Origin of the sequence: Pseudomonas sp. Q11, assembly GCF_024494355.1 — a bacterium.
Lineage (GTDB): Bacteria > Pseudomonadota > Gammaproteobacteria > Pseudomonadales > Pseudomonadaceae > Aquipseudomonas > Aquipseudomonas hefeiensis.
Window position 1 is genome coordinate 345,203 of the sequence record NZ_JAKNQY010000002.1, and the last position, 24,752, is coordinate 369,954.

Sequence of the window (24,752 nt, forward strand, 5' to 3'; positions counted from 1 at the left end):
AGGGCTTGAGGAACAGCTTCGATAGTGTATCCGGTTGCGGGTGATCAGACTGACTGCCTCGCCAGCTCGATAAACGCCAGGGTGGCGGGCGAGGCCTGTCGGCTGTCCAGTACCGCCAGGCCTATTTGGCGCGGAACCTGCGGCGACAATGGCCGCGTGACGAACCGTGGGTTGTCGCCGCCCGGCAGCGAACCTTCGGACACCAGGGTCACGGCCTCACCGCGGCTGACGACATCCAGGGTACTGAGCAGCTGCGAACAACGATAGCGCACGTTCGGTGTAAGCCGAGCCGCGTTGAACAGGCGCGAAACCAGCTCAGAAGAGCCGGCCTCGGTGAGCACGAACGGGTCGTTGCACAGGTCCTTGAGACTCAGGCTGGCTTGGGCGGCGAGGGGATGGGCGGCGGGCAGCACGGCGACCATCTGGTCTTGCATCAGCGCGAACGTGTCGAAACGGTCCTCGGGCAACACCACGAAACCGACGTCGATCCGCCGCTCATCCAGCCACTGGATGACTTGTCGGTCCGGTCCTTCGTCGATGTGTACTTCGATCCCCGGATGCAGGGCCCGGTAACGTTGCAGGATGGCGGGCAACAACTTCATCGACGAAGTTGGACCGAACGAGCCGATGCGCAGGGTGCCTCGGCGCATGCCCCGCGCGTCGGCGGCCTCCTGGCGTAACGTGTTGGCCAGCCCGAGCATGGCCCGGGCCCGCAGCAGCAGTTGCCGGCCAATGTCGCTGGGCTCGATGAGGGCCTGATGACGTCTGAACAACTCCACGCCCAGTTCCTGCTCCAGGGATTTGATGGCGTGGGACACCGCTGACTGGCTGATGCCCAGCCGCGTCGCCGCAGCGGTAAAACCGCGCAGCTCAGCGACCTGGGAGAAGATTTCGAGTTGGGTGAGGGTCATGAGGGAATGCTCATTTTACGATGATCTAACATGAGGCGAACAATAGAGTATCTCAAGCGCACTTTCCTGTGGCGAGGGAGCTTGCTCCCGCTTGAGTGCGAAGCGCTCATAGAAAAGGGCCGCTTCGCAGCCCAGCGGGAGCAAGCTCCCTCGCCACGGGTGGTCGTTTTATTTCAATGTGGTGAAACCATGAAAACCCTCGAACAATCCGTTCCAACCCCTTCGGACCTGCCGGTGTACCTGAAACTGGCCATGGTCACCATGATTTGGGGCGGCACCTTCGTTGCCGGCAGGATCCTTTCCGATGCCCTGGCACCGCTGCTCGCCGCCAGCCTGCGGTTCCTGCTGGCCAGTCTCGCGCTGTTGCTGTTTCTCGGTCTGGCCGGGATCCCGCTGGCCAGGCCCAGCCTGAAACAAGGGCTGCAATTGGCGGCGCTGGGATTCTTCGGGATCTTTTTCTACAACCTGTGTTTCTTCTACGGCTTGCAGTACATCAATGCGTCGCGGGCCTCGTTGATCGTGGCCTTGAATCCGGCGGTGATCGGGCTGGCGTCCTGGTGGCTGTTCAAGGAACGGCTAAGCCGGGCGAAAGTCGCGGGCATCGTGCTGTGTATCGGCGGGGCGGGGCTGGTGATCGTCAGTCGCGATCCTTCCTTGATGCAGAGTGCAGGGCAGGGCTGGCTGGGCGATCTGCTGATTTTCGGCTGTGTGCTGGGCTGGGGCATCTATTCCTTGTTTTCCAAAAACCTGAATGAAAGCCTCGGGCCCTTGCAAACCGTGACCTGGTCGATTCTGCTGGGCACGTTGATGTTGTGGGGAGCTTGCGTGACCGCAGGCGAAGTTCGCGTCGAAGCATTGCGCGGGTTGGACATTCGGCAGTGGTTGAGCCTGTTGTACCTCGGCGTGCTGGGATCGGCGTTGGCCTACATTGCCTGGTACGACGGCATCCGTCGGATTGGCGCGACCCGTTCCGGCGTGTTCATCGCACTCAACCCGTTGACCGCAGTGCTGTTCGGGGCGCTGCTGTTGGACGAGCGGCTCACCGTCTTGATGGGCGCAGGCGCGGGGCTGATCCTGACGGGGATTTTCCTGTGCAACAAACCCCTTGCGCGGTCGCCGGAAAAGACGATTTGATAAGGAAGGCGGACAAACAAGGTTACGCTGTGTAGAATCGAGTTACGCATATAAGAATAAACGTCTTCTGGCAGCAGAAGCCTCGCCCGCAAGAGCCTTGGGTCGACAATGAAGATATTCGGGTTTCAACTGATCTACGGCGATTTCCTCGCCCGCACCGTTCGCGGCATTTCCTGCGCGCCACCGCGTGCCCTCAGCATGGCCGGCAACTAACGCTCCGTTAATTGATAAGCATGATGAGGCGCCAACATGGCAGATCTATACGAAAATCCGATGGGCCTGATGGGCTTTGAATTCATCGAATTCGCATCCCCGACCCCCAACACCCTGGAGCCGATCTTCGAGATCATGGGCTTCACCAAAGTGGCCAGCCACCGCTCCAAGGACGTGCACCTGTATCGTCAGGGCGCGATCAACCTGATCCTCAACAACGAGCCCCACAGCGTGGCCTCGTACTTCGCCGCCGAACACGGGCCGTCGGTGTGCGGCATGGCATTTCGCGTCAAGGACTCGCAACAGGCCTACAAGCGCGCCCTGGAACTCGGTGCCCAGCCGATCCACATCGAGACCGGCCCGATGGAGCTGAACCTGCCGGCCATCAAGGGCATCGGCGGTGCGCCGCTGTACCTGATCGACCGTTTTGGCGAAGGCAGCTCCATCTACGATATCGACTTCGTGTTCCTCGAAGGCGTTGACCGCAACCCGATGGGCGCGGGTCTGAAAATCATCGACCACCTGACCCACAACGTTTATCGCGGGCGCATGGCCTATTGGGCCGGCTTCTACGAGAAGCTGTTCAACTTCCGTGAGATCCGTTACTTCGACATCAAGGGCGAATACACCGGCCTGACCTCCAAGGCCATGACCGCCCCGGACGGCATGATCCGCATCCCGCTGAACGAGGAATCGTCCAAGGGCGCCGGGCAGATCGAAGAGTTCCTGATGCAGTTCAACGGTGAAGGCATCCAGCACGTGGCCTTCCTCACCGATGACCTGATCAAGACCTGGGACCGGCTCAAAAGCATCGGTATGCGCTTCATGACCGCGCCGCCGGACACCTACTACGAAATGCTCGAAGGCCGCCTGCCGAACCACGGCGAGCCGGTGGATGAACTGCAAGCGCGGGGCATTTTGCTGGACGGCTCTTCCGAACAGGGCGACAAGCGTCTGCTGTTGCAGATTTTCTCGGAAACCCTGATGGGGCCGGTGTTCTTCGAATTCATTCAGCGCAAGGGCGACGATGGCTTCGGCGAAGGCAACTTCAAGGCGTTGTTCGAGTCCATCGAGCGTGACCAGGTGCGGCGTGGTGTGCTGGCTACCGAGTGACGGTAGAGGCAACCGACAACCCGTGCGGCGTTACTGCCGGACGGGTTTTTTATTGGCTTGCACTGATCCCAATGTGGGAGCGAGCCTGCTCGCGATAGCGACCTGTCAGATACATCAATGTTGAATGTGCCGCCGATATCGCGAGCAGGCTCGCTCCCACAAGGGCCTTGTAAGTTTCAGGCCCGGCGTCGCTGGCGCATCAGGTGCTTGAACCCTTCGAACACCAGCACTGCCACGGCCAGCCAGATCGGAATGTAGGTCAGCCATTCACTGGCCTGGATGCTTTCTCCCAGCAGCAGCGCAACACCCAGCAGCAACACCGGTTCGACATAGCTCAACAGCCCGAACAGGCTGAACGGCAGCAACCGGCTGGCAATGATGTAGGCCACCAGTGCCGAGGCACTGATCACCCCGAGCAACGGGATCAGCAGCGACAGCCACGGGTACTGGTCGAAAACGGCGAAACCCTGTTCACCGCTTTGCACGAACCAGAGCGCCAGCGGCAGCATCAGGGTCATGTCCAGCCACAACCCGCCCAGGTTGTCAGTCCCCAGGCGTTTGCGCAGGATGAAGTAGAGGGGATAGCCCACTACCACCAACAGGGTCGCCCAGGAAAAACCGCCCACCTGGTATAACTCGTTGACCACGCCGAGGCTGGCGAAGAACACGGCGATTTTCTGCAGGTAGGACAGGCGCTCGGCATAGACGAGGCGCCCGGTCAGAACCATCGACAGCGGCAACAGAAAATACCCCAGCGACACGTCCAGGCTGTAGCCGTTGAGGGGCGCCCACATGAACAGCCACAACTGCGCCCCCAGCAACGCCGAAGACGCCATGGCACCGATCAACAGACGCGGCGCGGCGATCAGGCGCCGGCCGAGCGCCGTCACCAGGTTCCACTCCTTTGCCACCAGCATGAACACCGTCATGCAGGGCATCGTCAGCAGCATGCGCCAGCCGAAAATTTCCACGCCGGTCAGTGGCGAGAGCAGGGAGGTGTAGTAATACATGACGGCGAACAGCGCAGAGGCCGAGACCGATAGAACGATGCCTTTGGACACGGTGATTCTCTTGAGGGTGATCATCGGCACCCGGGTTTGTGACTGGGAAACCTATCTGTGGAGCATGGCCAGTGGGAGCAAGGCTTGCCCGCGATGAACGATAATGCGGTTCAGCTGTTGAACCGCAGCGCAGCCATCGCGGGCAAGCCATGCTCCCACAGGTAAATCCTCATGCCAAAGGGGGGTGTAGGAGTCGACGAAGTTATTAAGTACGCGCCACCCGCCCCGGCACGAAGTGGCCCACGTCATTGAAGCCTGGTGTCGAGGCATGCCCCGGTGTCACCAGCGAATCGATGAAGGCTTCATCTTCCGCCGTGATCGTCACCGACTGCGCCTTGGTGTAGCCATCCCATTGTTCCTCGGTGCGCGGGCCGACGATGGCCGAGGTCACGGCGCGGTTGTTCAGCACCCAGGCAATGGCGAACTCGACAATGCCCACGCCCCGGCCCTGGGTGTATTGCTGGATCTGTTGGGCGATGCGCAGGGACTCGACCCGCCATTCGGTTTCCAGGATGCGTTTGTCCTGGCGACCGGCGCGGCTGTTGGCGTCCGGTGCCACGTCCGGTGCGTACTTGCCACTGAGCACCCCTCGGGCCAGGGGGCTGAAGGGCACCACCCCAAGGCCATAGTTCTGCGCCGCGGTGATCTGCTCGGTTTCCGCCTGGCGGTTGACGATGTTGTACAGCGGTTGGCTGATCACCGGCCGGTCGATGCCCAGGCTGTCGGCGATTCGAATCACCTCGGCGATGCGCCAGCCACGGTAGTTCGACAGGCCCCAGTAGCGGATCTTGCCCTGGCGAATCAAGGCACCGATGGCCGACACCGTGACCTCAAGCGGCGTGTTGTGGTCTTCGCGGTGCAGGTAGTAGATGTCCAGGTAATCGGTGCCCAGGCGCGTCAGGCTGGCCTCGATACCATTGAACAGATGCTTGCGGCTCAGGCCGCTGCGGTTGGGGACACCATCCGGCGGACCGAAGCCGACCTTGGTGGCCAGCACCCATTCATGACGGTGGCGGGCAATCGCCTCGCCGACGATTTCCTCGGAGCGACCGTTGGTGTAGACGTCCGCCGTGTCGATGAAATTGATGCCCTGGTCCCAGGCCTTGTCGATGATCCGCAGCGAATCCTCGGTGCTGGTCTGTTCGCCGAACATCATCGTGCCCAGGGTCAATGTCGAGACTTGCAACCCGGAATGGCCTAGCGTGCGGTAGCTCATGACAAGGTCCTTTTATCGGTGGGAAAGGTCCAATCAAACCCTAGAACAACCGGGTGTGGCAAACGAAAAGATCGCAGGCCGCGCTCGACCCCTTACACTCCCGACAACAACCCACGCACGCGATAGGGATTTGACAGGCAGACCGCTATCGCGAGCAGGCTCGCTCCCACACTGTTCTGCCTGGGCCATAGGTTTCAGCTAGCTGGGATCCCAGTGAGAGCGAGCCTGCTCGCGATGAGGCCATCAGCCTCGACAACGAGGTTGATGGCAACCCGATTGCGTGAACTTGAACAACTGCGCTCAACTGGCATGCCGTGCACTGGAACCGGAGAATAAATATGAAAATAGTCATCGCCCCCGACTCGTTCAAGGACAGCCTGAGCGCCCAGGGCGTGGCGGATGCCGTCGCTCAGGGCCTGGCCCAGGTCTGGCCGGATGCACAGTTGATCAAGTGCCCGATGGCCGACGGCGGGGAGGGCACGGTGGAGTCGGTGCTGGCGGCCTGCAACGGCCAGTGGCGTCACACCCGGGTCCGTGGTCCCCTGGGTGTCGCCGTCGAGGCGCGCTGGGGCTGGTTGGCCGAAAGCCGCACCGCGATTATCGAGATGGCCGAGGCCAGTGGCTTGCAGCTGGTACCACCGGGGCAACGCGATGCCTGCTCAAGCAGCACCTACGGCACCGGCGAACTGATTCGCGCTGCCCTGGACGAAGGCGCCGGGCGCGTGATCCTGGCAATCGGCGGCAGCGCCACCAACGACGGCGGTGCCGGCGCGATGCAGGCCCTGGGCTTGGCGCTGCTGGATCAATACAACCGACCACTCCCACCCGGCGGCCTGGCCCTGGCGGAGCTGGCGCGTATCGACTTGAGCAAGATGGACCCACGCCTGGCTCAGGTAAATTTCGAGATTGCCGCCGATGTCGATAACCCGCTGTGCGGCCCTCATGGCGCTTCCGCGATTTTCGGCCCGCAGAAAGGGGCATCCCCTGAGCAGGTACAGCAACTGGACCAGGCCCTGGGGCATTTCGCCGGACACTGCGCCCAGGCGTTGGACAAGGATGTACGTGACGAACCGGGCAGCGGCGCCGCCGGGGGGCTGGGGTTCGCCGCCAAGGCGTTCCTGGGCGCGCAATTTCGCACCGGCGTGGACGTCGTCGCCCAGTTGACAGGGTTGGCCGAAGCGATCAACGGCGCCGACCTGGTGATCACCGGCGAAGGCCGTTTCGACGCCCAGACCTTGCGCGGCAAGACGCCCTTTGGCGTGGCTCGCATCGCCCGCCAGCATAGCGTACCCGTGGTGGTCATCGCCGGCACGCTGGGGGAGGGTTATCAGGCGCTGTATGAGCACGGCATCGAAGCAGCCTTTGCCCTGGTCAACGGGCCGATGACCCTGCAAGAGGCCTGTGCCGACGCGCCACGCCTGCTGAGTGAACGAGCCCGGGACATCGCCCGGCTTTGGCGAGTGGCAGCGCGGTAAATCCTGTAGGAGCAAGGCTTGCCCGCGATACAAGCGCTGCGGTCCCCCAGGAATCGAGTCGCCAATATCGCGAGCAAGCTTTGCTCCCACACGGTTGAATTTGAGATAGGGTTGAGGCTGGACTTCGCGCAAAACAGGAGTGATACATGCGCTTTTCAGACTTGACCCGCCGCATCACCGGCGACGGCGCCGCCGCGTGGCAGATCCACGACCGGGCGCTGGCCATGCGCGAGCAGGGCATGGATGTGTTGTTGCTGTCAGTGGGCGACCCGGATTTCGACACGCCACCCGCCATCGTCGAGGCCGCCGTCGCCAGCCTGCGGGCCGGCGACACTCATTACTCGGATACTCGTGGCCTGCAATCCCTGCGGGCCAGCATTGCCCGGCACCATCAAGCACGTTGCGGCCAACCGGTGGGCGCCGGGCACGTCACGGTGCTGCCCGGTGCCCAATGTGCCGTCTACGCGGTCGCGCAGTGCCTGCTCGACCCTGGCGACGAAGTGATCGTCGCCGAACCGATGTACGTCACCTACGAAGCGGTGTTCGGTGCCTGCGGGGCGAAAGTTGTGCCGGTGCCGGTGAGCCCGGAAAACGCTTTTCGGGTTGACCCGGCCGACGTCGCCCGGCTGATCACCCCGCGCACCCGCGCCATGCTGCTCAACAGCCCCAACAATCCCTCCGGCGCCAGCCTGCCGCTGCCGACCTGGCAAGCACTGGCGCACCTGTGCATCGACGATGATCTGTGGTTGATCAGCGACGAGGTCTACAGCGACCTGCTCTACGAAGGCGAACACATCAGCCCGGCCAGCCTGCCGGGCATGGCCGAGCGCACCGCGACGATCAACAGCTTGTCCAAATCTCACGCCATGACTGGTTGGCGCGTCGGCTGGGCTATTTGCCCCGAACCGCTTGCCGAACACTTGGCGAACCTGTCGCTGTGCATGCTGTTCGGCCTGCCGGACTTCGTCCAGCGTGCCGCCGAGGTCGCGCTGGAGCGGGATTTGCCTGAAGTGGCGCAGATGCGTGAGGAATATCGTCTACGCCGAGACTTGGTATGCGCGGCGCTTGCTAACTGCCCGGGCCTCAAACCGGTACGGCCCAATGGCGGTATGTTCGTGATGGTGGACATACGTGAAACCGGCCTGGGTGCCCAAGCGTTTGCCGAGCGGTTGCTGGATGGGTATGGCGTGTCGGTGCTGGCGGGGGAGGCGTTTGGGCCGAGTGCGGCGGGGCATATTCGGATTGGGTTGGTGGTGGGGCGGACGGCATTGAGTAACGCTTGTCGGAACATTGCTTTGTGTGCAGTTGAGCTTTACAAAATAGGCTCAAATTAAACAAAGATTATAGTGGCTCGTGTAGGCGCGTATTTAATCGGCAATACGCATTCTTTCGTCACACTGCTATTCGCAGTACGAGGTAAAGCGGTCAATTTACGTAGGATCTTATTGCAGCATCTCGCCGATGCTCGGGGGCGCCGAATCCAGCCGACAGACGGTCATGAAACCTGTCAGATCTGACAGTAGCCAGATATCTTTGGCCGGAGTTTAATTATTTTCAGCAGAATAATTTGGCTCCCGCTTAAGGTGTGACAGAACATGGAAGAACTTCGATCCATTGTTTCCACTGCACGTACACCAGAAGTGTTGGCAGCGCCCTTGTCTGTGGAAGGGGTGGCTGATAATGACTCTGAAGGCTATGTGCCCCTTGATATATTGAACTCTGGCACGCGGATAGTTATTCCTCTGTGGGCTGATCCGGGACCTAATGATCAACTTTGGGTGCTTTGGCTACAAAACGGAGTGGAAACCAAAATAGTCGACCGGCCTTTTCCGACGACCGTTGTGGAACCCTTTATCTATGAACCTTTGACACCTGCTCAGATGTCATTGGATGGCGTGGCATTTATTTCCTACCGCGTCTGGAAGCGCGGAGGCGGTAATTCTGACGATTCGCCATTACGAAAGTTAACCATCGATCACTCTCCGTTGTTAGTACTGGAAGAGCCCCGCTTTCCTCATGTCACGTTATGGGGGTACTTGAATAATCAGACAGTGCCACCTTTGACTGATGGCGTCACCGTAACGCTACCTCCCGCCGTGGGTGTTGCATTACCGGGTGATCGTCATGAGGTTTATTGGACAGGGTACCGTACATTAAATGGCAGCGGCGACCCTGTGCAAGGAACGCAGGGTACATGGTCGAAAATATTGGCAGCGGATGATATTAATAATGGATATACATTGGTCGTACCATTTGAAGTTTATGTTCGTCCTCTCATTGATAATGATTCGGCAATTGTCTTTAGTCGCCTTTACAGAGGCGCGCGGTTGATTGCTCAGTCAAAAAAAGGATTGGTGAAGATAGACAGGGTCACACCTGGGGAAAGCAGACCAACCGGTCTGAATGCGCAATCAGTGAATGAAGGAGTCACGGAAATGAGAGCAAAACTTCAACCTCCGAAAATACGTCCGAACGTAACAAGATCAGGTGTCGTAACTGTTGATGCTGGAATTAACGATAAGCTGGCTGATGATTCGATTCCTATTAGTGTTCTTGATGCAGGAACGTTAGTTTTTTACGCTACAAATCTCGCCGATCCTATGGATAATGATGAGCTGGAAGTTTCTTACACCGTGGTGGGTGGCACGGAACAGACGATCCCTGGGCTTTTTAGGATGGGGCCAGTCGTAGGGCGTGAAGACCCGTTCGAAATGGAGGTGGACGCGAGTCTATTTCCAGAGGCCCAGATGCCTGCCGAGCCCACGCGTTACGAAGTTCGTTATAAGTTGTATAAGGGCGGTGGCGGTAACAGTGACGATTCGACGATTGTGGAATTCGCCATTGACCGTACCGCACCGTTCGAGGTTAAAGTTCCTGCGCGACAGAAAAGAAAACCGTCACCTGATGTCACGATGACCAATCGGCCAGCCAGCCCTGACTTCATTGTTAATGAAGCCTGGATCACGGCAAATCCGAAAATGCTTTGCACCGTGCCCGTGAATTATCCGCTGCGCCGACTTGATGATGTTTTAAGGTATTATTTGTACTCGGGTGACATCGTACTAAAGGTTTTTGAGGCCACCGTGGATGCCACTGGCACATTTGAAGTTGACAGCGCGGAGCTCCGTAATTTACCTAACCTGACGCGGATCTCTCACGCCTATGAGTGGATAGATTTGCCCGGTAACCTGAGCGCGCGCACGGATCCTAAGCCTTTGTTTGATCTACGGTTGGCACAAGATCCAGACTTACTCGAGCCCAAAGTTCCAAAAACCGACCCGAACCGAACGGTTCCCTTATATCTCGACGACTTCGTGACGGGCTCTGCAGCTGTGCTTGCTGTTGTCGAACAGCCGCTGCACGGTATCGACACGGATGACATTGAGTTGTTTATTGAGGATGCTTCCGATCCACTGGTTTTCGAGAGTTTTGGTAAAAAACCTCTAGGTACAGCGAATGTTGAGTTCACCCTTGATTACGTCAAGTTGGCGAGGCTTTTCGACAATTCGACAAGTCCCAAGGAGGTAAAAGTCTGGTACGAGCACACCCGCCCGGGATCTGCTGCGATTGATAGTCCGGTGATTTACATATTTTTGGATTTTGTGCATGCGGGCCCCGATTACCCCGAGTTGCCCGATCTGACCAACCCCAGCCTGCCGCTAGTTACAGTGACAGGGGATTCTAATACACCTAATGTCATTACTCCTAGCGATAGGAATAGCGCCGGTACCATCAGTGTTCCAGTCTGGTTTGGTTTGCCTGATGTCGTTGGGGGTGAGCAAGTCGATTTCTATATTGATGGCACACTGGTTGACACGTTTCTACCCTTTGGTGGAGAGACCACGTTTGCGGGGAACGTTACGGCCGCGTTCATCAAGGCATTGCCAACGGCTACGGTTAAAGCTTATTGGACGATTAGATACGTTGGTAGTAATAACAATATTATTAAGTCGCTTGAACAGGATGTGATAGTTAATGCTCAACAAGTTGACCTGCCGCCACCCACTATCAGAGTGCGCAGCCGTGACGAAATTTCTTGCTTTGCAATGGACAACGCTACAACGGCTTGGACAATGGCCATGGGTATCCCTAAAGATACGCATTTGCCACCAGGGAAAAATATTACGGTTCATTTTGTGGGGGTCACGGATATAACGGGCGCAACCGAAGTACCGGGCACGGCAGATTCACAGCCCTACGTGATCAAGGCGCCGGAACAGGTAGATATTGCGCAGGTCGGCACCGCTGATAAATTCAAATTGAACCAGCCTTTCAGGGGGGCAATTGCCTTCGGGAAATATTGGTATGAAACCGATATAAACGGTACTCAGTCATCCGAGGTGGTCATTAAGCCGTTCGATATCATCAACACCAGTTTTGAGTATTGTGATCGGATGGATGCGCCTGCGCCGACGCCATAATATTGTTGTTTGAGCAGAGAGTCAGGCCAGGGGTGTGAACGCCTGGCATGATTCACTGCGGTGGTACTCTTGACTTTTTGTTTCGGAAAAATCTGAGCTCTCTGGAGGATTATTCCTACATTCGTTGTGCTCAGTAATCTTTATTCTGCCGGGCTCTTTCGGGAGATGGTTTTTTCCAGGAGAAATCATTTAACGGTTATGTCTATTGTCAGGAAAATACAATGTCTCGCATATCAGGTTCAAAGGGTGGAAGGGCAGGCCGCTATTTGCTCGGCTCAATTTTCTTTGTTTCCTCCCAATCTTTCGCGGCTATTCTCCTGCCGGGGCAGGATGGCACTGTCGACAACACATCCCCTCTTGAAAACTGGGGTGTGTCGGGGGGGGGGACGCTCACAATCGATAACGGTACAGCACTGACCATTAGTGCCCAAGATGCCAATGTGGTTTTCAACGGCGGCCAGAGTCAGCGCATTGATGCCACCGCTTCTAACGTGAGCCTCTCGGGCGCAACGGTTAATAGTGCGGCGGGCAGAGGCGGTCTTCAGCTGATAGACAGCTCCGCCACCATTGATGCCAGCGCTATTACCAGCACCAACAGCATGGGGCTGTTGTTGGGGCGTAATATCAACACCCCAGCCGCCTCCAGCGCCACAGTCACTGGCGGAAGCACCATTACCGGTCTCGTCGGCGGCGCAAACGCCACCGGTTTCAGCGTCCTGACGGTCAACGATTCGACCTTGCGTGGCACCGGCGCGACCAGTTACGGCGTTCAACTGGAAGGGGCAACGCTTTCGGCGACCGGAAGCACGATCTCCGGTGGGCAGGACGGCCTGCGAATCGGCGCGGACAATACCGGCGTGATTGCCAGCACGGTGACCTTGGATAATACAGTCGTAACGGGGGATACCGGCTCGGCGATCGTTGTTGGTTCCTTTGGTGCTGCTGGCGCCGTGGCAACCATCAATGTACTTAATGGCTCGCAACTGAACGGTGGTAACGGAACATTATTGCAAGCCACCAACAGCTCCACAGCCAACGTCAACGTCGATGCCAGCGCGCTACGCGGCGATGTCATTGGCGAGACCGGCAGCACAGTCTCGTGGTTGATGCAGAACGCCTCCTCGCTCGAAGGCAATTTGCAAAATGTCACCAGCGTCAACCTCAACACCAACAGCACGTTGAACGGTAACGTATTGGCCGTTGCGGGTACGGGGGCAGCGGTCAATCTGAATAACGGTTCTGCGATCAACGGCAACGTGGAGAACGTATTCGACCTTAAGCTGGACAACAACAGCCAGATGACCGGCGACGTCCTCTCGGATGCCAACGGCAGCGTATTGCTCAATAATGGCTCTGTACTGACCGGACAAATCACCAATTCGGGCAACCTGAACATCAACAATGCCGCGCAGTGGGTGATGACAGGCGACAGTACCGTGCAACGCCTCGGGATGAGCAGCGGCGTGGTGCGCATGGGGACGAACGAGCAGTTTCAACAGTTGAACATCGGTGAGCTGTCCGGTAGCGGTACCTTTGTCATGGGCACCGACCTGGGTAATGGTGATACGGACTTCCTGAATGTTACCGGTACTGCCAGCGGGCAACATCAGTTGCTGGTCTCCGCGACCGGGACCACGCCAACCAGTGCCGAAGCCGTCAAAATCGGCAACATTGCCGCTGGTGATGCGAGTTTCTCGCTGGGTGGTCGGGAAACGGTCGATGCCGGTACCTTCGTCTACCGCTTGAAGAAGGATGGGGAGGGTTTGTACCTTAATCCCGACCGAGACACCGTCAGCCCGTCCACCAATACCGCATTGGCTTTGGCCGGCAGTGCTCGCAGCGTATTGAACGCAGAGATGAACATGCTCAACGATCAGATCGGTGATCGGGGATTAAGCGCACGGCCCGATGCGTCAATGCGTTCGGCCAGCGATAACGACATTAAGTTGAGCAACAGCGTCTGGGTACGTACTTACGGTAATCAATACAGCGTCGACAACGCCTATGGCGATGGCTACTCGCAGAACCAGAATGGGATCACCGGCGGTGCCGATACATTGGTGGATATCGGCAATCGCGCATGGGTACTCGGTGGCTTCGTAGGCACCAGCCACACCAACATGGATCTGCGGTACGGTTCCAGCGCAACGGTCGACAGCGTAAACCTCGGTGTCTACGGCAGTACCTATGACGTCCAGAGCGGTGTATTCGTCAACGTCATGGCCAAGGTCAACCAGTTCAACAATAAAGCCAAGGTCACCATGAGCGACGGTACACGCTCCAAGGGTGATTACAAGGCATTGGGCGCAAGCGGTTCGGTCGCGGTGGGCAAGCATATTCGCTTGCAAGATAACTATTTCATCGAGCCACAGGTGCGAGTCTCGACGGGCGTGACCCAGAGCGATAGCTATCGCCTGGACAACGGCCTTGAAGTCAAAGCCGACACTATGCGTTCTCTGCAGGGGAACGTGGGCCTTAGGGGCGGACGCGTGATCAGTCTCGAAAATGGCGGCCTGTTGGAGCCGAGTTTGTCGGCGGGCATTAATCATGAGTTCATCAAGACCAACGAGGTCAGGATCAACGACGACAGCTTTGATGACGACCGCGCGAGCACAGCGCTTGAGTACGGTGCGGGCCTTAAGTGGACGCCGGCCCAACGTAACTGGCAGGTCTCGGGTCAGGTTGGAGGCAGCAAAGGGACAACTGTCAGTCAGGATTGGAATGGTAGCTTGCGGTTGAGTTATTTCTTCTGATTGATGAGTTCTGCCTTGAGCGCTGTGATGCCCCGACAATGTCGGGGCATTTTTGTATTCGGGGTAAAAATTCGTAGAGGTTGTGTGAAATTATGTAAGGGTTTTGCTCAGCGGCAGATGAGGGCGTATATCCTTGGCCGCTTGACGTTTTCTGCGCCTTGCCCTTTTGGATGCACCCATGCCCAACATCCTCCTTGTCGAAGACGACACTGCCCTCTCCGAACTGATCGCCAGCTACCTGGAACGCAACGGCTATCAGGTCAGCGTGCTCAGCCGTGGCGATCATGTGCGGGAACGGGCGCGGGTCGATCCGCCGGACCTGGTGATCCTCGACCTGATGCTGCCGGGGCTGGACGGCTTGCAGGTCTGCCGCTTGCTGCGGGCCGATTCGGCCACCTTGCCGATCCTGATGCTCACCGCCCGGGACGACAGCCACGATCAGGTCCTGGGCTTGGAGATGGGCGCCGACGACTACGTCAGCAAACCCTGTGAACCCCGGGTCTTGCTGGCGCGGGTGCGGACCTTGTTGCGCCGCAGTAGCCTTACCGAGCCGCAGACGGTCAACGACCGTATTCTCATGGGCAACCTGTGCATCGACCTGTCCGAGCGCACCGTGACCTGGCGCGGGCAAGCGGTGGAGCTGTCCAGCGGCGAATACAACCTGTTGGTGGTGCTGGCCTGGCATTGCGGTGAGGTATTGAGCCGCGACCAGATCCTGCAGCGCCTGCGCGGCATCGAATTCAACGGCACCGACCGCTCGGTGGACGTGGCGATTTCCAAGCTGCGGCGCAAGTTCGACGACAACGCCGGCGAAGCCCGCAAGATCAAGACGGTGTGGGGCAAGGGTTATCTGTTCAGCCGCTCCGAGTGGGAATGTTGAGTCGATGTGGAAGCTGCTGATTCGCCTTTACCTGGTCACCATCGTGTCCTACAGCGCCGCGATCTACCTGATGCCGGAACTGGTGGTCCGGCTGTTTCATGAGCGTTTCCTGAGCTACAACCTCGATTACTCCCGTGGCCTGCAAACCTTGATGGTCAGGCAGTTCCATAACGTGCCCAGCGAACAGTGGCCGGCACTGGCGGCACAGATGGACAAGGAGTTCGAGCCGCTACGCATCGAACTGGCGGCCATCGATGATGAGGGTTTCAGCGCCGACGAGCAGGCGCGTCTCAAGCGCGGCGAGAACGTGGTGCGCCTGGGCGAATGGGCCTGGCGAACCCTGGCGGCCGCGCCGCTGGATGAGCGCACGGCGGTCAAGATGATCGTGCCCCCGGACCCGACCGAGGTCAGTTGGCTGTACTGGAGCATCAACGTGTTGATTGGCGCGACGATGCTGGCCTGCCTGCTGCTTTGGTTGCGGCCGCATTGGCGCGATCTGGAACGACTCAAACGCACCGCTGAACGCTTCGGCAAAGGCCATTTGAGCGAACGTACGCAGATTGGCTCCAGCTCGAACATCGGCAGCCTGGCTCACGTGTTCGATACGATGGCCGGCGACATCGAGCGCTTGCTCAACCAGCAGCGCGATCTGCTCAATGCGGTGTCCCATGAATTACGCACGCCATTGACCCGCCTCGATTTTGGCCTGGCCCTGGCGCTGTCCGATGACCTGCCGCCGGCCAGTCGCGAGCGGCTGCAAGGGTTGGTGGCGCACATCCGCGAGCTGGATGAGCTGGTGCTGGAGTTGCTGTCTTACAGCCGTCTGCAGAACCCCGAGCATCTGCCCGAACGAGTGGAGGTGGCGCTGGACGAGTTCATCGACAGTATCCTGGGCAGTGTCGACGAGGACCTGGCGGCGCCGGACGTGGTGATTGATGTGCTGCTGCACGGTGCGCTGGAGCGTTTCGTGCTGGACCCGCGCTTGACGGCCCGGGCGTTGCAGAACTTGTTGCGCAATGCCATGCGCTATTGCGAAAAGCGCATCCAGGTCGGCGTGCTGGTCGGCGTCGAGGGCTGTGAGATCTGGGTCGACGACGACGGTATCGGTATTCCCGACAGCGAGCGCGAGCGGGTGTTCGAGCCGTTCTACCGTTTGGACCGCAGCCGCGACCGCGCCACGGGCGGCTTTGGCCTGGGCCTGGCCATCAGCCGTCGAGCCCTGCAAGCCCAGGGCGGCGCGCTGACGGTCGAGGCTTCGCCGCTGGGCGGTGCGCGGTTGCGCTTGTGGTTGCCAACAGCGGGCTGATGCGGTTTGAGGCCGGGGCGAGGGGGCAGACGTCTAGCGCGCTCGATTCAATCAGCGCCACACCCGCTTGCTGCATCCGCCGGATTGCCGCCTCCATCGAACCGTCGATATCAATGCCCCGACAGGCGTCGAGCACCACAAGTGCATTGAACCCCGCCGCCCGGGCATCCAGCGCCGAGAACATCACGCAGAAATCCAGCGCAAGCCCCACCATGTACACCGTGTCGATGCCGCGCTCCTTGAGGTAGCCCGTCAACCCGGTGGGTGTCTGGCGGTCGGCTTCCATGAAGGCCGAATAGCTGTCGATGTCCGGGTTGCAGCCCTTGCGAATGATCAGTTGCGCGTGGGGCAGGTCCAGGGCCGGGTGCAGCGCGGCGCCTGGGGTGCCCTGTATGCAGTGGTCGGGCCACAGTTTCTGTTCGCCATAGGGCAGTTGAATAAGGTCGAACGGTTTTTTGTCCGGATGGCTGGAGGCAAACGAAGCATGCCCGGCCGGGTGCCAGTCCTGGGCGAGGATGACGTGCCTGAATGAACGGCCCAGGCGGTTGATCAATGGCACGATTTCGTCACCTCCCGGTACGGCCAGTTGGCCTCCCGGAATGAAGTCGTTCTGAACGTCTATTACCACTAACGCGGTGGTTGGGGCGGTCATGGATGGGGCTCCTGAAAAAAGACCCTCACAGCTTAGCCGAACGGAAGAAGATGTCTTTCGTCGCAAATATTCAAGGACTGATGGCTTTTTGATATTTGGTCGGTACGCCCGTACCACAATTGAGTACAATCGCCGACTTTCAACCGGGCATGGAAGCAGTTCGGCTTTCCAGTCACGAGAAAAACCCATGCTCATCGGCAGTTACTCCCCGGCCCTTGTTTCAATTTCTTTATTTGTTGCAGTACTGGCTTCCTACACCGCGCTGGACATGACCGGACGCATAGCGACCACCCAGGGGCGCGCGGCGCATTGGTGGATGGCCGGCGGTTCCCTGGCCATGGGCATCGGGGTCTGGTCCATGCATTTTATCGGGATGCTGGCGTTCACCTTGCCGGTGGAGCTTGGCTACGATGTGTCGATCACCGCCTTGTCGCTGCTGACTGCCATCCTGTCCTGCGGCTTTGCCCTTTGGTTGGTCAGTCAACCGCAATTGCCGGCGTGGCAACTGGCTTTCGGCGCGTTGATCATGGGCGCCGGCATCAGTGCGATGCATTACACCGGCATGGCGGCGCTGCGAATGCAGCCGGGTATTGATTATGACCCCTCGTTGTTCGGGGCTTCGCTGGTGATTGCAGTCGGCGCTTCGGCGGCCGCGTTGTGGATCGCCTTTCGCCTGCGCCAGAACATCCCTCATGTACGCCTGGCCCGCGCCGGCGCCGCCGTCGTAATGGGCCTGGCCATTGTCGGCATGCATTACACCGGCATGGCCGCAGCGCGGTTCAGCGACGGCAGTTTTTGCGGGGCCCTGGACGGCTTGAGCGGCAAGGGCCTGGACAATCTGGTGCTGATCACCACGCTGGCGGTACTGGCCATCGCCTTGCTTACGTCGATTCTCGATGCGCGCCTGGAAGCCCGGACCGCAGAGCTGGCCCAATCGTTGACCCTGGCTAACCGCGAGCTGACGCAACTGGCCCTGCACGACCCGCTCACCGAACTGCCCAACCGCGTGCTGCTGGCCGATCGTATCGATCAGGCCATGCATCGGGTACATGAGCAAGGCGGCTGTTTCGCCTTGATGTTCATCGACCTGGACGGTTTCAAACCGGTCAACGATGCTTTCGGCCATCACATGGGTGATCTGTTGCTGCGCGACGTGGCCCTGCGCCTGCGGGAAGACTTGCGCAGCCAGGACACCCTGGCGCGGATCGGCGGTGATGAGTTCGTGCTGCTGGTACAACTGGCCGAGCCTGACGATGCGTTACGACTGGCGGCCCGCCAGGTCGGGCTGATCGGTCGCACATTCCGGGTGGCCGATCATGACCTGCAGATCTCCGCCAGTGTCGGCATCGCGCTTTATCCGGGCAACGGCCAAAGTGCCGAGGAGCTGCTGATGAATGCCGACGCAGCGATGTATCACGCCAAGGGCGCCGGCAAGAACGGCTACAGCTTTTTCGATGCCTCGATGAACAGCAACGCCCGCAAGCAACTGCAATTGCTGCAAGACCTGCGCATCGCTGTCGAACAGCGCCAGTTCAGCCTCCATTACCAGCCCAAGTTCGATGCCGCCAACGGCCGTCCGGTCGGTGCCGAAGCCTTGTTGCGCTGGACGCATCCAACCCAGGGCCTGCTGATGCCCGATACCTTCATCGACCTTGCGGAAAAGACCGGGCTGATCATTCCCATCGGTGAATGGGTGTTGAACGAGGCCTGCCGCCAGATGCGCGAATGGTACGTGCTCGGCTACACCGACTGGCGCATCGCGGTGAACCTGTCGGCCTTGCAGTTCTGTCACGTGGGCCTGGTGCAGAGCGTCGCCACGGCGCTGGAGACTCATCATCTGCCGGCCAACAGCCTGACCCTGGAAATCACCGAGACCACGGCGATGAGCGATGCCGATGCGAGCATGACGGTGCTGCAGCAGCTCTCGGACATGGGCGTGGATTTGTCCATCGACGACTTTGGCACCGGTTATTCGAGCCTGATGTACCTCAAGCGTTTGCCGGCCAACGAGCTGAAGATCGATCGTGGTTTCGTGCGTGACCTGGAGCACGACAGTGATGACGCGGCGATCGTCTCGGCCATCGTCGCCCTCGGCCAGGCGCTGGGGCTGCGGATCGTTGCCGAAGGGGTGGAGACCGACGTGCAGCAGGATTTCCTGACCCAATTGGGTTGCGATTCGCTGCAGGGTTACCTGTTGGGGCACCCGCTGCCGGCCGAGCGCTTCTTGCACGACATTCGTAAGGCACAACGGCTGGCGCTGGCCTGAGCGGCCGCTCAGGGAACGATGTCGAACGCCGTGCTGCCCAGTTGCTCGCCATTGACCAGCAGATGCACCGCATGCCGGCCCGCGTAATGGCGGCGGGTGGTCAGCTCGCGAATGTGCTGGGAGCGGCTGAGGCTGACGCACTCCAGGGCGGGCAGGTCGAAAGTCTTGAGCTTGAAGACTTTGGCCGAGGTGCCGCCCGAGGCTTTCACGTAGTCGATGGCATAGTCGATCACCAGGCGCTGGCTCTGTTCGAGGGTTGATTGCACCTGGAACGACAAGGTGATTGGCTCGCCGAGACGAATCACCGCAGGCGTGACCTTAAAGTCCAGCACTTGGATGTGCGCCTTGCCGCCGACCCCGATAACCGCCAGCGCCCGCGAATTGCCTTGTTTGATCAGGCTGCGCAAAGCATGGCGGGCGATCCATGCGGTATGGCGATCTTGCAGGGGCCAGCCTTCGATCCGGTCCAGCACCCAGTCAGGGTGCTGCTTGGTGATGTCGTTGAGATGATTGGCCACGGACTTGCGTACATACAGGCTAGTGTCGGCCTTGAGGGCCTCAAGGATCGCGGCGGCGAGGTCGGGATTGGCCTGGATCGGTTCCAGATGGAACGACCAGGGCAAGCGTGGTCGACTGCCTTCGCTGGCCAGGCGGCGGACGTGTTCGTTGGGGTCGTGCGCCCAGTCGTGCATGACCTTGAGGGTGCGCCCCAGGTCATCACGCAGGAAATGCCGCACGGCGAACTCCGAGGAGCCGAACCGGGTGAAGTATTTGAGCGCATCCAGGGACAGGTCGAAGCTGTGCCGGCCGTAGGACGCCACGTAGTGGGGCAGGAACATGCTGACAAACATGCTGTTGAGTCGGGGCGCCAGGTCCCGCAGCACGTCCAGCGACGCCTCGTACTCCAGGGGCAGTACCGCATGCAGGCACTCACTGACTCGCGCCATGCGTTGCATCACCGACAACTCGCTCAGCCCGTCATTGGCCATGTCCAGGAACGCCCGGCTATCGAATGCCGGATACACCGCGCTCATTTCACTGGCGATGTGCTCAAGGCGCGGCTTGTTGAAGATTTCCTTCAGGGCCGGGGATGACGTTGTGGTGCTCATGATGGGATCCGTGCGGAAGGTGCTGTAGTCCAAGGCTCGTTACTATGCCATGCCAGGCACAAGCCGTGGCGAGGGGGCTTGCTCCCGCTCGGCCTCGCTCGGCCTGTGGGAGCTGTCGAGCGAAGCGAGGCTGCGATCTTTCCCCTGCCAATTGAGTCGGGAGTGAGAAATCAAGATCAAAAGATCGCAGCCTTCGGCAGCTCCTACAAGTGCAGTCCTGGAGTTGCTTGAGGTCAGACGACCTCATCCACATCCACATACTGGCGAATATGCCCCAGCCCGCGTTCCACATACGCATCTTTCTCGCCCACCGGGGCAAAATAATGCAGCACTTCCCGCGCGGTCTCCAGGCCCTTGAGCCGGGCCAGCACCCAGGCCGACAGGTACTGGGCGGAGAAACAGCCACCGGCGGTGGCGATGTTGCCATTGGCGTGGAACGCCTGGTTGACTACGTTGACACCCGCCGCCACGACCCAGGGTTTACTGGTGGTGTCGGTGCAGGCCGGTGCCTGGCCGAGCAGCCCCAGGCGTGCCAGCAGAAAGGTGCCGGAGCATTGGGAACCGAGCAACTGGCGCGTCGGGTCCAGGCGCAGCCGGCTCATGATGGCCGGGTCGTCGGCCACTTCCCGGGTCTTCATGCCGCTGCCGAACAACACCGCGTCGGCCTTGCAGGCCTGCTCCAGATCGATCTGGGCGTCGATGGTCAAGCCATTCATGGACGTGACGCGCGGGGAGGGTGAAGCGATGCTCACGCGCCAATCCTTGTCCCCGATCAGGGCAATGCGGCTGAGCATGCCGTAGGCAATCAGTGAGTCCAGTTCGTTGAAACCGTCGAAGGTCAGAATGGCGATGTGCATGGCGAGCCCCGGTTTTTTCAATGGCTTTTTTGCCAGCCTACGCCGGTTGTCGGCATCGCCGCCCCGTACAGTCGGCGACAGATTCGTCGCTACAGTAAAAAGGAATGATTCGCCGCGGTTGAAGTCGGAGATTTCAGTATTCTCGATATCACTGGAGTTTTTATGCGCAACCCAACCCTGATCGCCAGCCTGGTCCTGATCGCCGGCCTCGGAGCCTTTGGCCCTGTGGCGCAAGCGGTCGAGGCCACCGGAGATGCGGTGGAACATTCGCCCAATAATGGTCGCCGGCTGGTGGAGGCCGACCGGACGCCGGCTGAATATCAGCGCTCGGACAAAGCCATTAAGAACTGGAAGGAGAAGGGGCTCGAAGCGCCCGAGGAAGGCGCGCAATGGGTGCAGATCCATGACAAATACGTGATGGTGGTGATTGCCTCCGGCCGCATTCTGAAAATCACCCCCGCCACGCGTTAATCCATCAGCGCACTTCGCCTTTGTCCCACAGGCGAACCAACTCGCCGGGTGCCTGGTCTTCAGGCACCTGCAGCACCATTTCGTCGTCCTGGTCGTTGGCGCGATAGCGGACCTCGATCCGGAAAAACCGCTGGTCGCCACGCCCCGGTGCCGCCGAGTCCAGCGGCAGGCAACCTTCCAGTACCGAGCAGATACGCGTGCGCTGGTCGAGATCGCACTGGGCGAACTCGATTTCCCGAGGGCGAGTCAAGGCGGGAATCGCCGCCACGCCGCCCTGGCGGGACAGCCGCACCACGGCGTGATCGTCGAGGTCTGGAAGGGGTTTCATCAGTGCTCCTCGGTTAAGTCGACGCCAACCTGGGCCCAGCCGTTCTGCACCGCCTGCACTTCCCGGACGCCGAAGCGCTGGCGGGCATGCTCGACGGTCAAACGGGCGAAGGCGCTGAAGGACGCGTCGTTGGCCAGTCTTCTGTCGCACAAGGTTTCATACCAGATCCGGCCGGCCTTTTCCCAGGCAAATCCGCCCAGCGTGGTGGCCGCCAGATAGAAGGCGCGGTTGGGAATGCCGGAGTTGATGTGTACGCCGCCGTTGTCCTCACGGGTGATGACGAATTCACGCATGTGCGCCGGTTGCGGGTCCTTGCCCAGCAGCGGGTCATCGTAGGCGGTGCCGGGGTTGGACATGCTGCGCAGGCCGTCACCGTTGATCTTGTCAGTGAGCAGGTCGGCGCCGATCAGCCAGTCGGCCTGGTCGGCGGTCTGTTCGAGGACGAACTGCTTGACCAGTACGCCGAATACATCGGACATGGACTCGTTCAACGCGCCAGACTGGTTGGCGTAGATCAATCCGGCTTCGCTTTCGGTCACGCCATGGGCCAGCTCGTGGGCCACCACATCGAGGGAGCGGGTGAAGCGCTGGAAAATTTCGCCATCGCCGTCGCCGAACACCATCTGCGCGCCGTTCCAGAAGGCGTTTTCGTAGTCCTGGCCGTAATGCACGCTGCCCACCAGGGCGAAGCCTTTGTTGTCGATGGAGTCGCGCCCCAGCACTTTCCAGAAAAAATCGTAGGTAGCGCCGAGGGCATCGTAGGCCTCATCCACGGCCGGGTCGCCAGTGGCCGCCTGGCCTTCGAGGCGTACCGGCTGGCCGGGCAGCTCCATGGTATTTTGTGCGTCATGCACGCTGCGCTGGGGTTGACCGGGCTTGCCGGGCCTGGGCAGCGCAGCGGCGGCGGGCGGGGTATGCGGCGGGCCGGGGTTATGCCGTAGGTTGCGTACGTGGGTCAGGGTGCCGAGGGCGCTGGAGCGTTGATGTTCGGAGCCGTGGGCGATGATTCGGTTGAGGATATAGGGGGGAATGAAACCATGGAGCGGGCGAGAGTCGATCATCAGAACATCCTTATCTGAAATGCAGGGTCGATACCCATGTGAACCGAAGCGACCGCTGCGGTTCCCTTGTGCAGGCAATACACAAAAGTTTGCCAGCCACGCGGATTTCTGCGAAAACCCGCGCCTGAACCACACGGGAGTGCCCCATGAACGAAGAGCTGCAAATCATCGACCTGGAACAGGGCGACGGCAAAAGCGTAGTCAAAGGCGCGCTGATCACCACCCAATACCGTGGCACGCTGGAAGACGGCACTGAATTCGATTCGTCCTTCAGTCGAGGCAAACCTTTCCAGTGCGTGATTGGTACTAGTCGAGTTATCAAGGGCTGGGACGTCGGCCTGATGGGCATGAAGGTCGGCGGCAAGCGCAAGCTGTGGGTGCCAGCGAATCTGGCCTACGGCGAACGGTCCATGGGGGCCCACATCAAGCCGGGCGCCAATCTGATTTTCGAAATCGAGCTGCTGGAAGTGCTGACCCGCGACGATTGAACGTGTTGCTATTCTCTCCAGTGGTGCCATGGCGCGATTCGTCAGGGAGCGAAATATGAATGCAGAGCAACATGATCTAGGGGTGTCCCAGGTCGCCGCGGCCATTGCCGAACCGGCCCGCACCCGAATGCTGTGCGCGTTGATGGACGGCCATGCCCGAACCAGCACGGAGTTGGCGAGCATCGCCGATGTCAGCGCCTCTACCGCCAGCACCCATTTGGCGAAGCTCAAGGCGCTGGCGTTGGTGCGCGTGTACGTCCAGGGCCGACATCGCTACTACAGCCTGGCGGATAAACGCGTTGCCCAGGCCCTTGAAGCGTTGATGGTGATCGGCCAGAACGCCGCCCCGAGCTTCTCCCCGCGCACGCCGGATCGCCTGCAATTCGCCCGCACCTGCTACGACCACATGGCCGGCACGCTGGCGGTGCGCTTGCATGATCGGATGCTTGAAGCCGGCTGGTTGGTGGATGTGGAAGGCAAAGGGTATCGCCTGAGCGAGTCCGGCGAGGCGCTGTTCCAAGGGCTGGGTATTGATGTCCAGGCGCTTGCCGTTCAGCGACGCCGATTTGCCTGTCCCTGCCTGGACTGGAGCATGCGCCGTCCACACTTGGGGGGCGCCTTGGGCGCGGCACTGCTGCAAACGGCGATCAAGCGCAAATGGGTGGTCCAGGACCTGGACAGTCGGGCGCTGGGCTTGACGGCCAGTGGCCGCAAGGAAATGGCGGCGCGATTGGGTGTCGATGTCGCGATGGATGTCGGACCTGCTGACGCCATCGCGAGCAGGCTCGCTCCCACAATGGAACTGCGTTGAACACAAAGCTTATGAACACCCCAACCTCCTGTGGGATCGAGCCTGCTCGCGATGGCGGTGGGTCAGTCAGCATTGATGTTGGATGTGACGGCCTCTTCGCGAGCAAGCCCGCTCCCACAGTGGAACTGCGCTGAACACAAAGCTTATGAACACCCCAACCTCCTGTGGGATCGAGCCTGCTCGCGATGGCGGTGGGTCAGTCAGCATTGATGTTGGATGTGACGGC

19 protein-coding genes and 1 pseudogene are annotated in these 24,752 nt (G+C 59.9%); 12 read left to right on the forward strand and 8 right to left on the reverse strand.

Annotated features, from left to right (window positions below; all coding sequences use genetic code 11):
- Nucleotides 1-44: 44 nt before the first annotated feature.
- The gene (locus tag MA884_RS03755; protein ID WP_256229094.1) at nt 45-911 is read right to left on the reverse strand and encodes a LysR family transcriptional regulator; all 867 of its coding nucleotides are present in this window, start codon (nt 909-911) and stop codon (nt 45-47) included.
- Between the two features lie 189 nt (nt 912-1,100).
- On the opposite strand from MA884_RS03755, the gene MA884_RS03760 reads away from it, so the two are divergent.
- Both MA884_RS03760 and hppD read left to right on the forward strand, forming a co-directional pair.
- A complete protein-coding gene (locus tag MA884_RS03760; protein ID WP_256229095.1) occupies nt 1,101-2,045 on the forward strand; it encodes a DMT family transporter in 945 nt (314 codons plus the stop codon).
- 249 nt (nt 2,046-2,294) lie between these two features.
- Nucleotides 2,295-3,371: a 4-hydroxyphenylpyruvate dioxygenase gene (hppD, locus tag MA884_RS03765; RefSeq protein WP_256229096.1), complete on the forward strand. Its 1,077-nt coding sequence runs from the start codon at nt 2,295-2,297 to the stop codon at nt 3,369-3,371.
- Between the two features lie 176 nt (nt 3,372-3,547).
- Here the strand turns inward: hppD and rarD are convergent, their stop codons facing one another.
- A complete protein-coding gene (gene rarD / locus MA884_RS03770; RefSeq protein WP_256229097.1) occupies nt 3,548-4,432 on the reverse strand; it encodes an EamA family transporter RarD in 885 nt (294 codons plus the stop codon).
- Between the two features lie 205 nt (nt 4,433-4,637).
- A complete protein-coding gene (locus MA884_RS03775) occupies nt 4,638-5,648 on the reverse strand; it encodes an aldo/keto reductase (RefSeq protein ID WP_256229098.1) in 1,011 nt (336 codons plus the stop codon).
- Nucleotides 5,649-5,986: 338 nt separating this feature from the next.
- On the opposite strand from MA884_RS03775, the gene MA884_RS03780 reads away from it, so the two are divergent.
- From MA884_RS03780 to MA884_RS03805, 6 genes are all read left to right on the forward strand, one after another.
- A complete protein-coding gene (locus tag MA884_RS03780) occupies nt 5,987-7,123 on the forward strand; it encodes a glycerate kinase (protein WP_256229099.1) in 1,137 nt (378 codons plus the stop codon).
- A 146-nt stretch (nt 7,124-7,269) separates the two neighbouring features.
- Nucleotides 7,270-8,457, forward strand: coding sequence for a pyridoxal phosphate-dependent aminotransferase (locus MA884_RS03785; RefSeq protein WP_256229100.1), 1,188 nt, complete (start codon nt 7,270-7,272; stop codon nt 8,455-8,457).
- A gap of 261 nt (nt 8,458-8,718) precedes the next feature.
- A complete protein-coding gene (locus MA884_RS03790) occupies nt 8,719-11,544 on the forward strand; it encodes a hypothetical protein (protein WP_256229101.1) in 2,826 nt (941 codons plus the stop codon).
- Nucleotides 11,545-11,765: 221 nt separating this feature from the next.
- A complete protein-coding gene (locus MA884_RS03795) occupies nt 11,766-14,297 on the forward strand; it encodes an autotransporter outer membrane beta-barrel domain-containing protein (protein ID WP_371134724.1) in 2,532 nt (843 codons plus the stop codon).
- Between the two features lie 178 nt (nt 14,298-14,475).
- On the forward strand, nt 14,476-15,177 hold the full coding sequence (locus MA884_RS03800; protein ID WP_256229102.1) for a response regulator transcription factor: 702 nt from the start codon (nt 14,476-14,478) through the stop codon (nt 15,175-15,177).
- Nucleotides 15,178-15,181: 4 nt separating this feature from the next.
- Complete coding sequence (locus tag MA884_RS03805; protein ID WP_256229103.1) at nt 15,182-16,483, forward strand: ATP-binding protein; 1,302 nt, start codon at nt 15,182-15,184, stop codon at nt 16,481-16,483.
- A 34-nt stretch (nt 16,484-16,517) separates the two neighbouring features.
- Here the strand turns inward: MA884_RS03805 and pncA are convergent.
- Nucleotides 16,518-17,135, reverse strand: a pseudogene (gene pncA, locus MA884_RS03810) (bifunctional nicotinamidase/pyrazinamidase); the annotation flags it as partial.
- A gap of 187 nt (nt 17,136-17,322) precedes the next feature.
- On the opposite strand from pncA, the gene MA884_RS03815 reads away from it, so the two are divergent.
- Nucleotides 17,323-19,401: a bifunctional diguanylate cyclase/phosphodiesterase gene (locus MA884_RS03815; protein WP_256229104.1), complete on the forward strand. Its 2,079-nt coding sequence runs from the start codon at nt 17,323-17,325 to the stop codon at nt 19,399-19,401.
- An 8-nt stretch (nt 19,402-19,409) separates the two neighbouring features.
- Here the strand turns inward: MA884_RS03815 and MA884_RS03820 are convergent, their stop codons facing one another.
- Nucleotides 19,410-20,510, reverse strand: a complete 1,101-nt coding sequence (locus MA884_RS03820) for a DNA alkylation repair protein (protein ID WP_256229105.1) — start codon at nt 20,508-20,510, stop codon at nt 19,410-19,412.
- Nucleotides 20,511-20,743: 233 nt separating this feature from the next.
- On the reverse strand, nt 20,744-21,367 hold the full coding sequence (locus MA884_RS03825; protein ID WP_256229106.1) for a DJ-1/PfpI family protein: 624 nt from the start codon (nt 21,365-21,367) through the stop codon (nt 20,744-20,746).
- Between the two features lie 162 nt (nt 21,368-21,529).
- Between MA884_RS03825 and MA884_RS03830 the strand changes: the two genes are divergently transcribed.
- Nucleotides 21,530-21,838 (forward strand): RcnB family protein, encoded by a 309-nt coding sequence (locus MA884_RS03830; RefSeq protein WP_256229107.1) that lies wholly within the window; start codon nt 21,530-21,532, stop codon nt 21,836-21,838.
- A 4-nt stretch (nt 21,839-21,842) separates the two neighbouring features.
- Here MA884_RS03830 and MA884_RS03835 read toward each other — a convergent pair whose 3' ends face one another.
- Nucleotides 21,843-22,166 carry a protealysin inhibitor emfourin gene (locus MA884_RS03835; RefSeq protein ID WP_256229108.1) on the reverse strand — a complete coding sequence of 108 codons (324 nt, stop codon included), beginning with the start codon at nt 22,164-22,166 and terminating at the stop codon, nt 21,843-21,845.
- Complete coding sequence (locus MA884_RS03840; protein WP_256229109.1) at nt 22,166-23,227, reverse strand: M4 family metallopeptidase; 1,062 nt, start codon at nt 23,225-23,227, stop codon at nt 22,166-22,168. The genes MA884_RS03835 and MA884_RS03840 overlap by 1 nt, the downstream gene beginning before the upstream one ends.
- A 146-nt stretch (nt 23,228-23,373) precedes the next feature.
- On the opposite strand from MA884_RS03840, the gene MA884_RS03845 reads away from it, so the two are divergent.
- On the forward strand, nt 23,374-23,715 hold the full coding sequence (locus MA884_RS03845) for an FKBP-type peptidyl-prolyl cis-trans isomerase (RefSeq protein WP_256229110.1): 342 nt from the start codon (nt 23,374-23,376) through the stop codon (nt 23,713-23,715).
- Between the two features lie 55 nt (nt 23,716-23,770).
- On the forward strand, nt 23,771-24,526 hold the full coding sequence (locus MA884_RS03850) for a helix-turn-helix transcriptional regulator (protein ID WP_256229111.1): 756 nt from the start codon (nt 23,771-23,773) through the stop codon (nt 24,524-24,526).
- Nucleotides 24,527-24,752 lie beyond the last annotated feature (226 nt).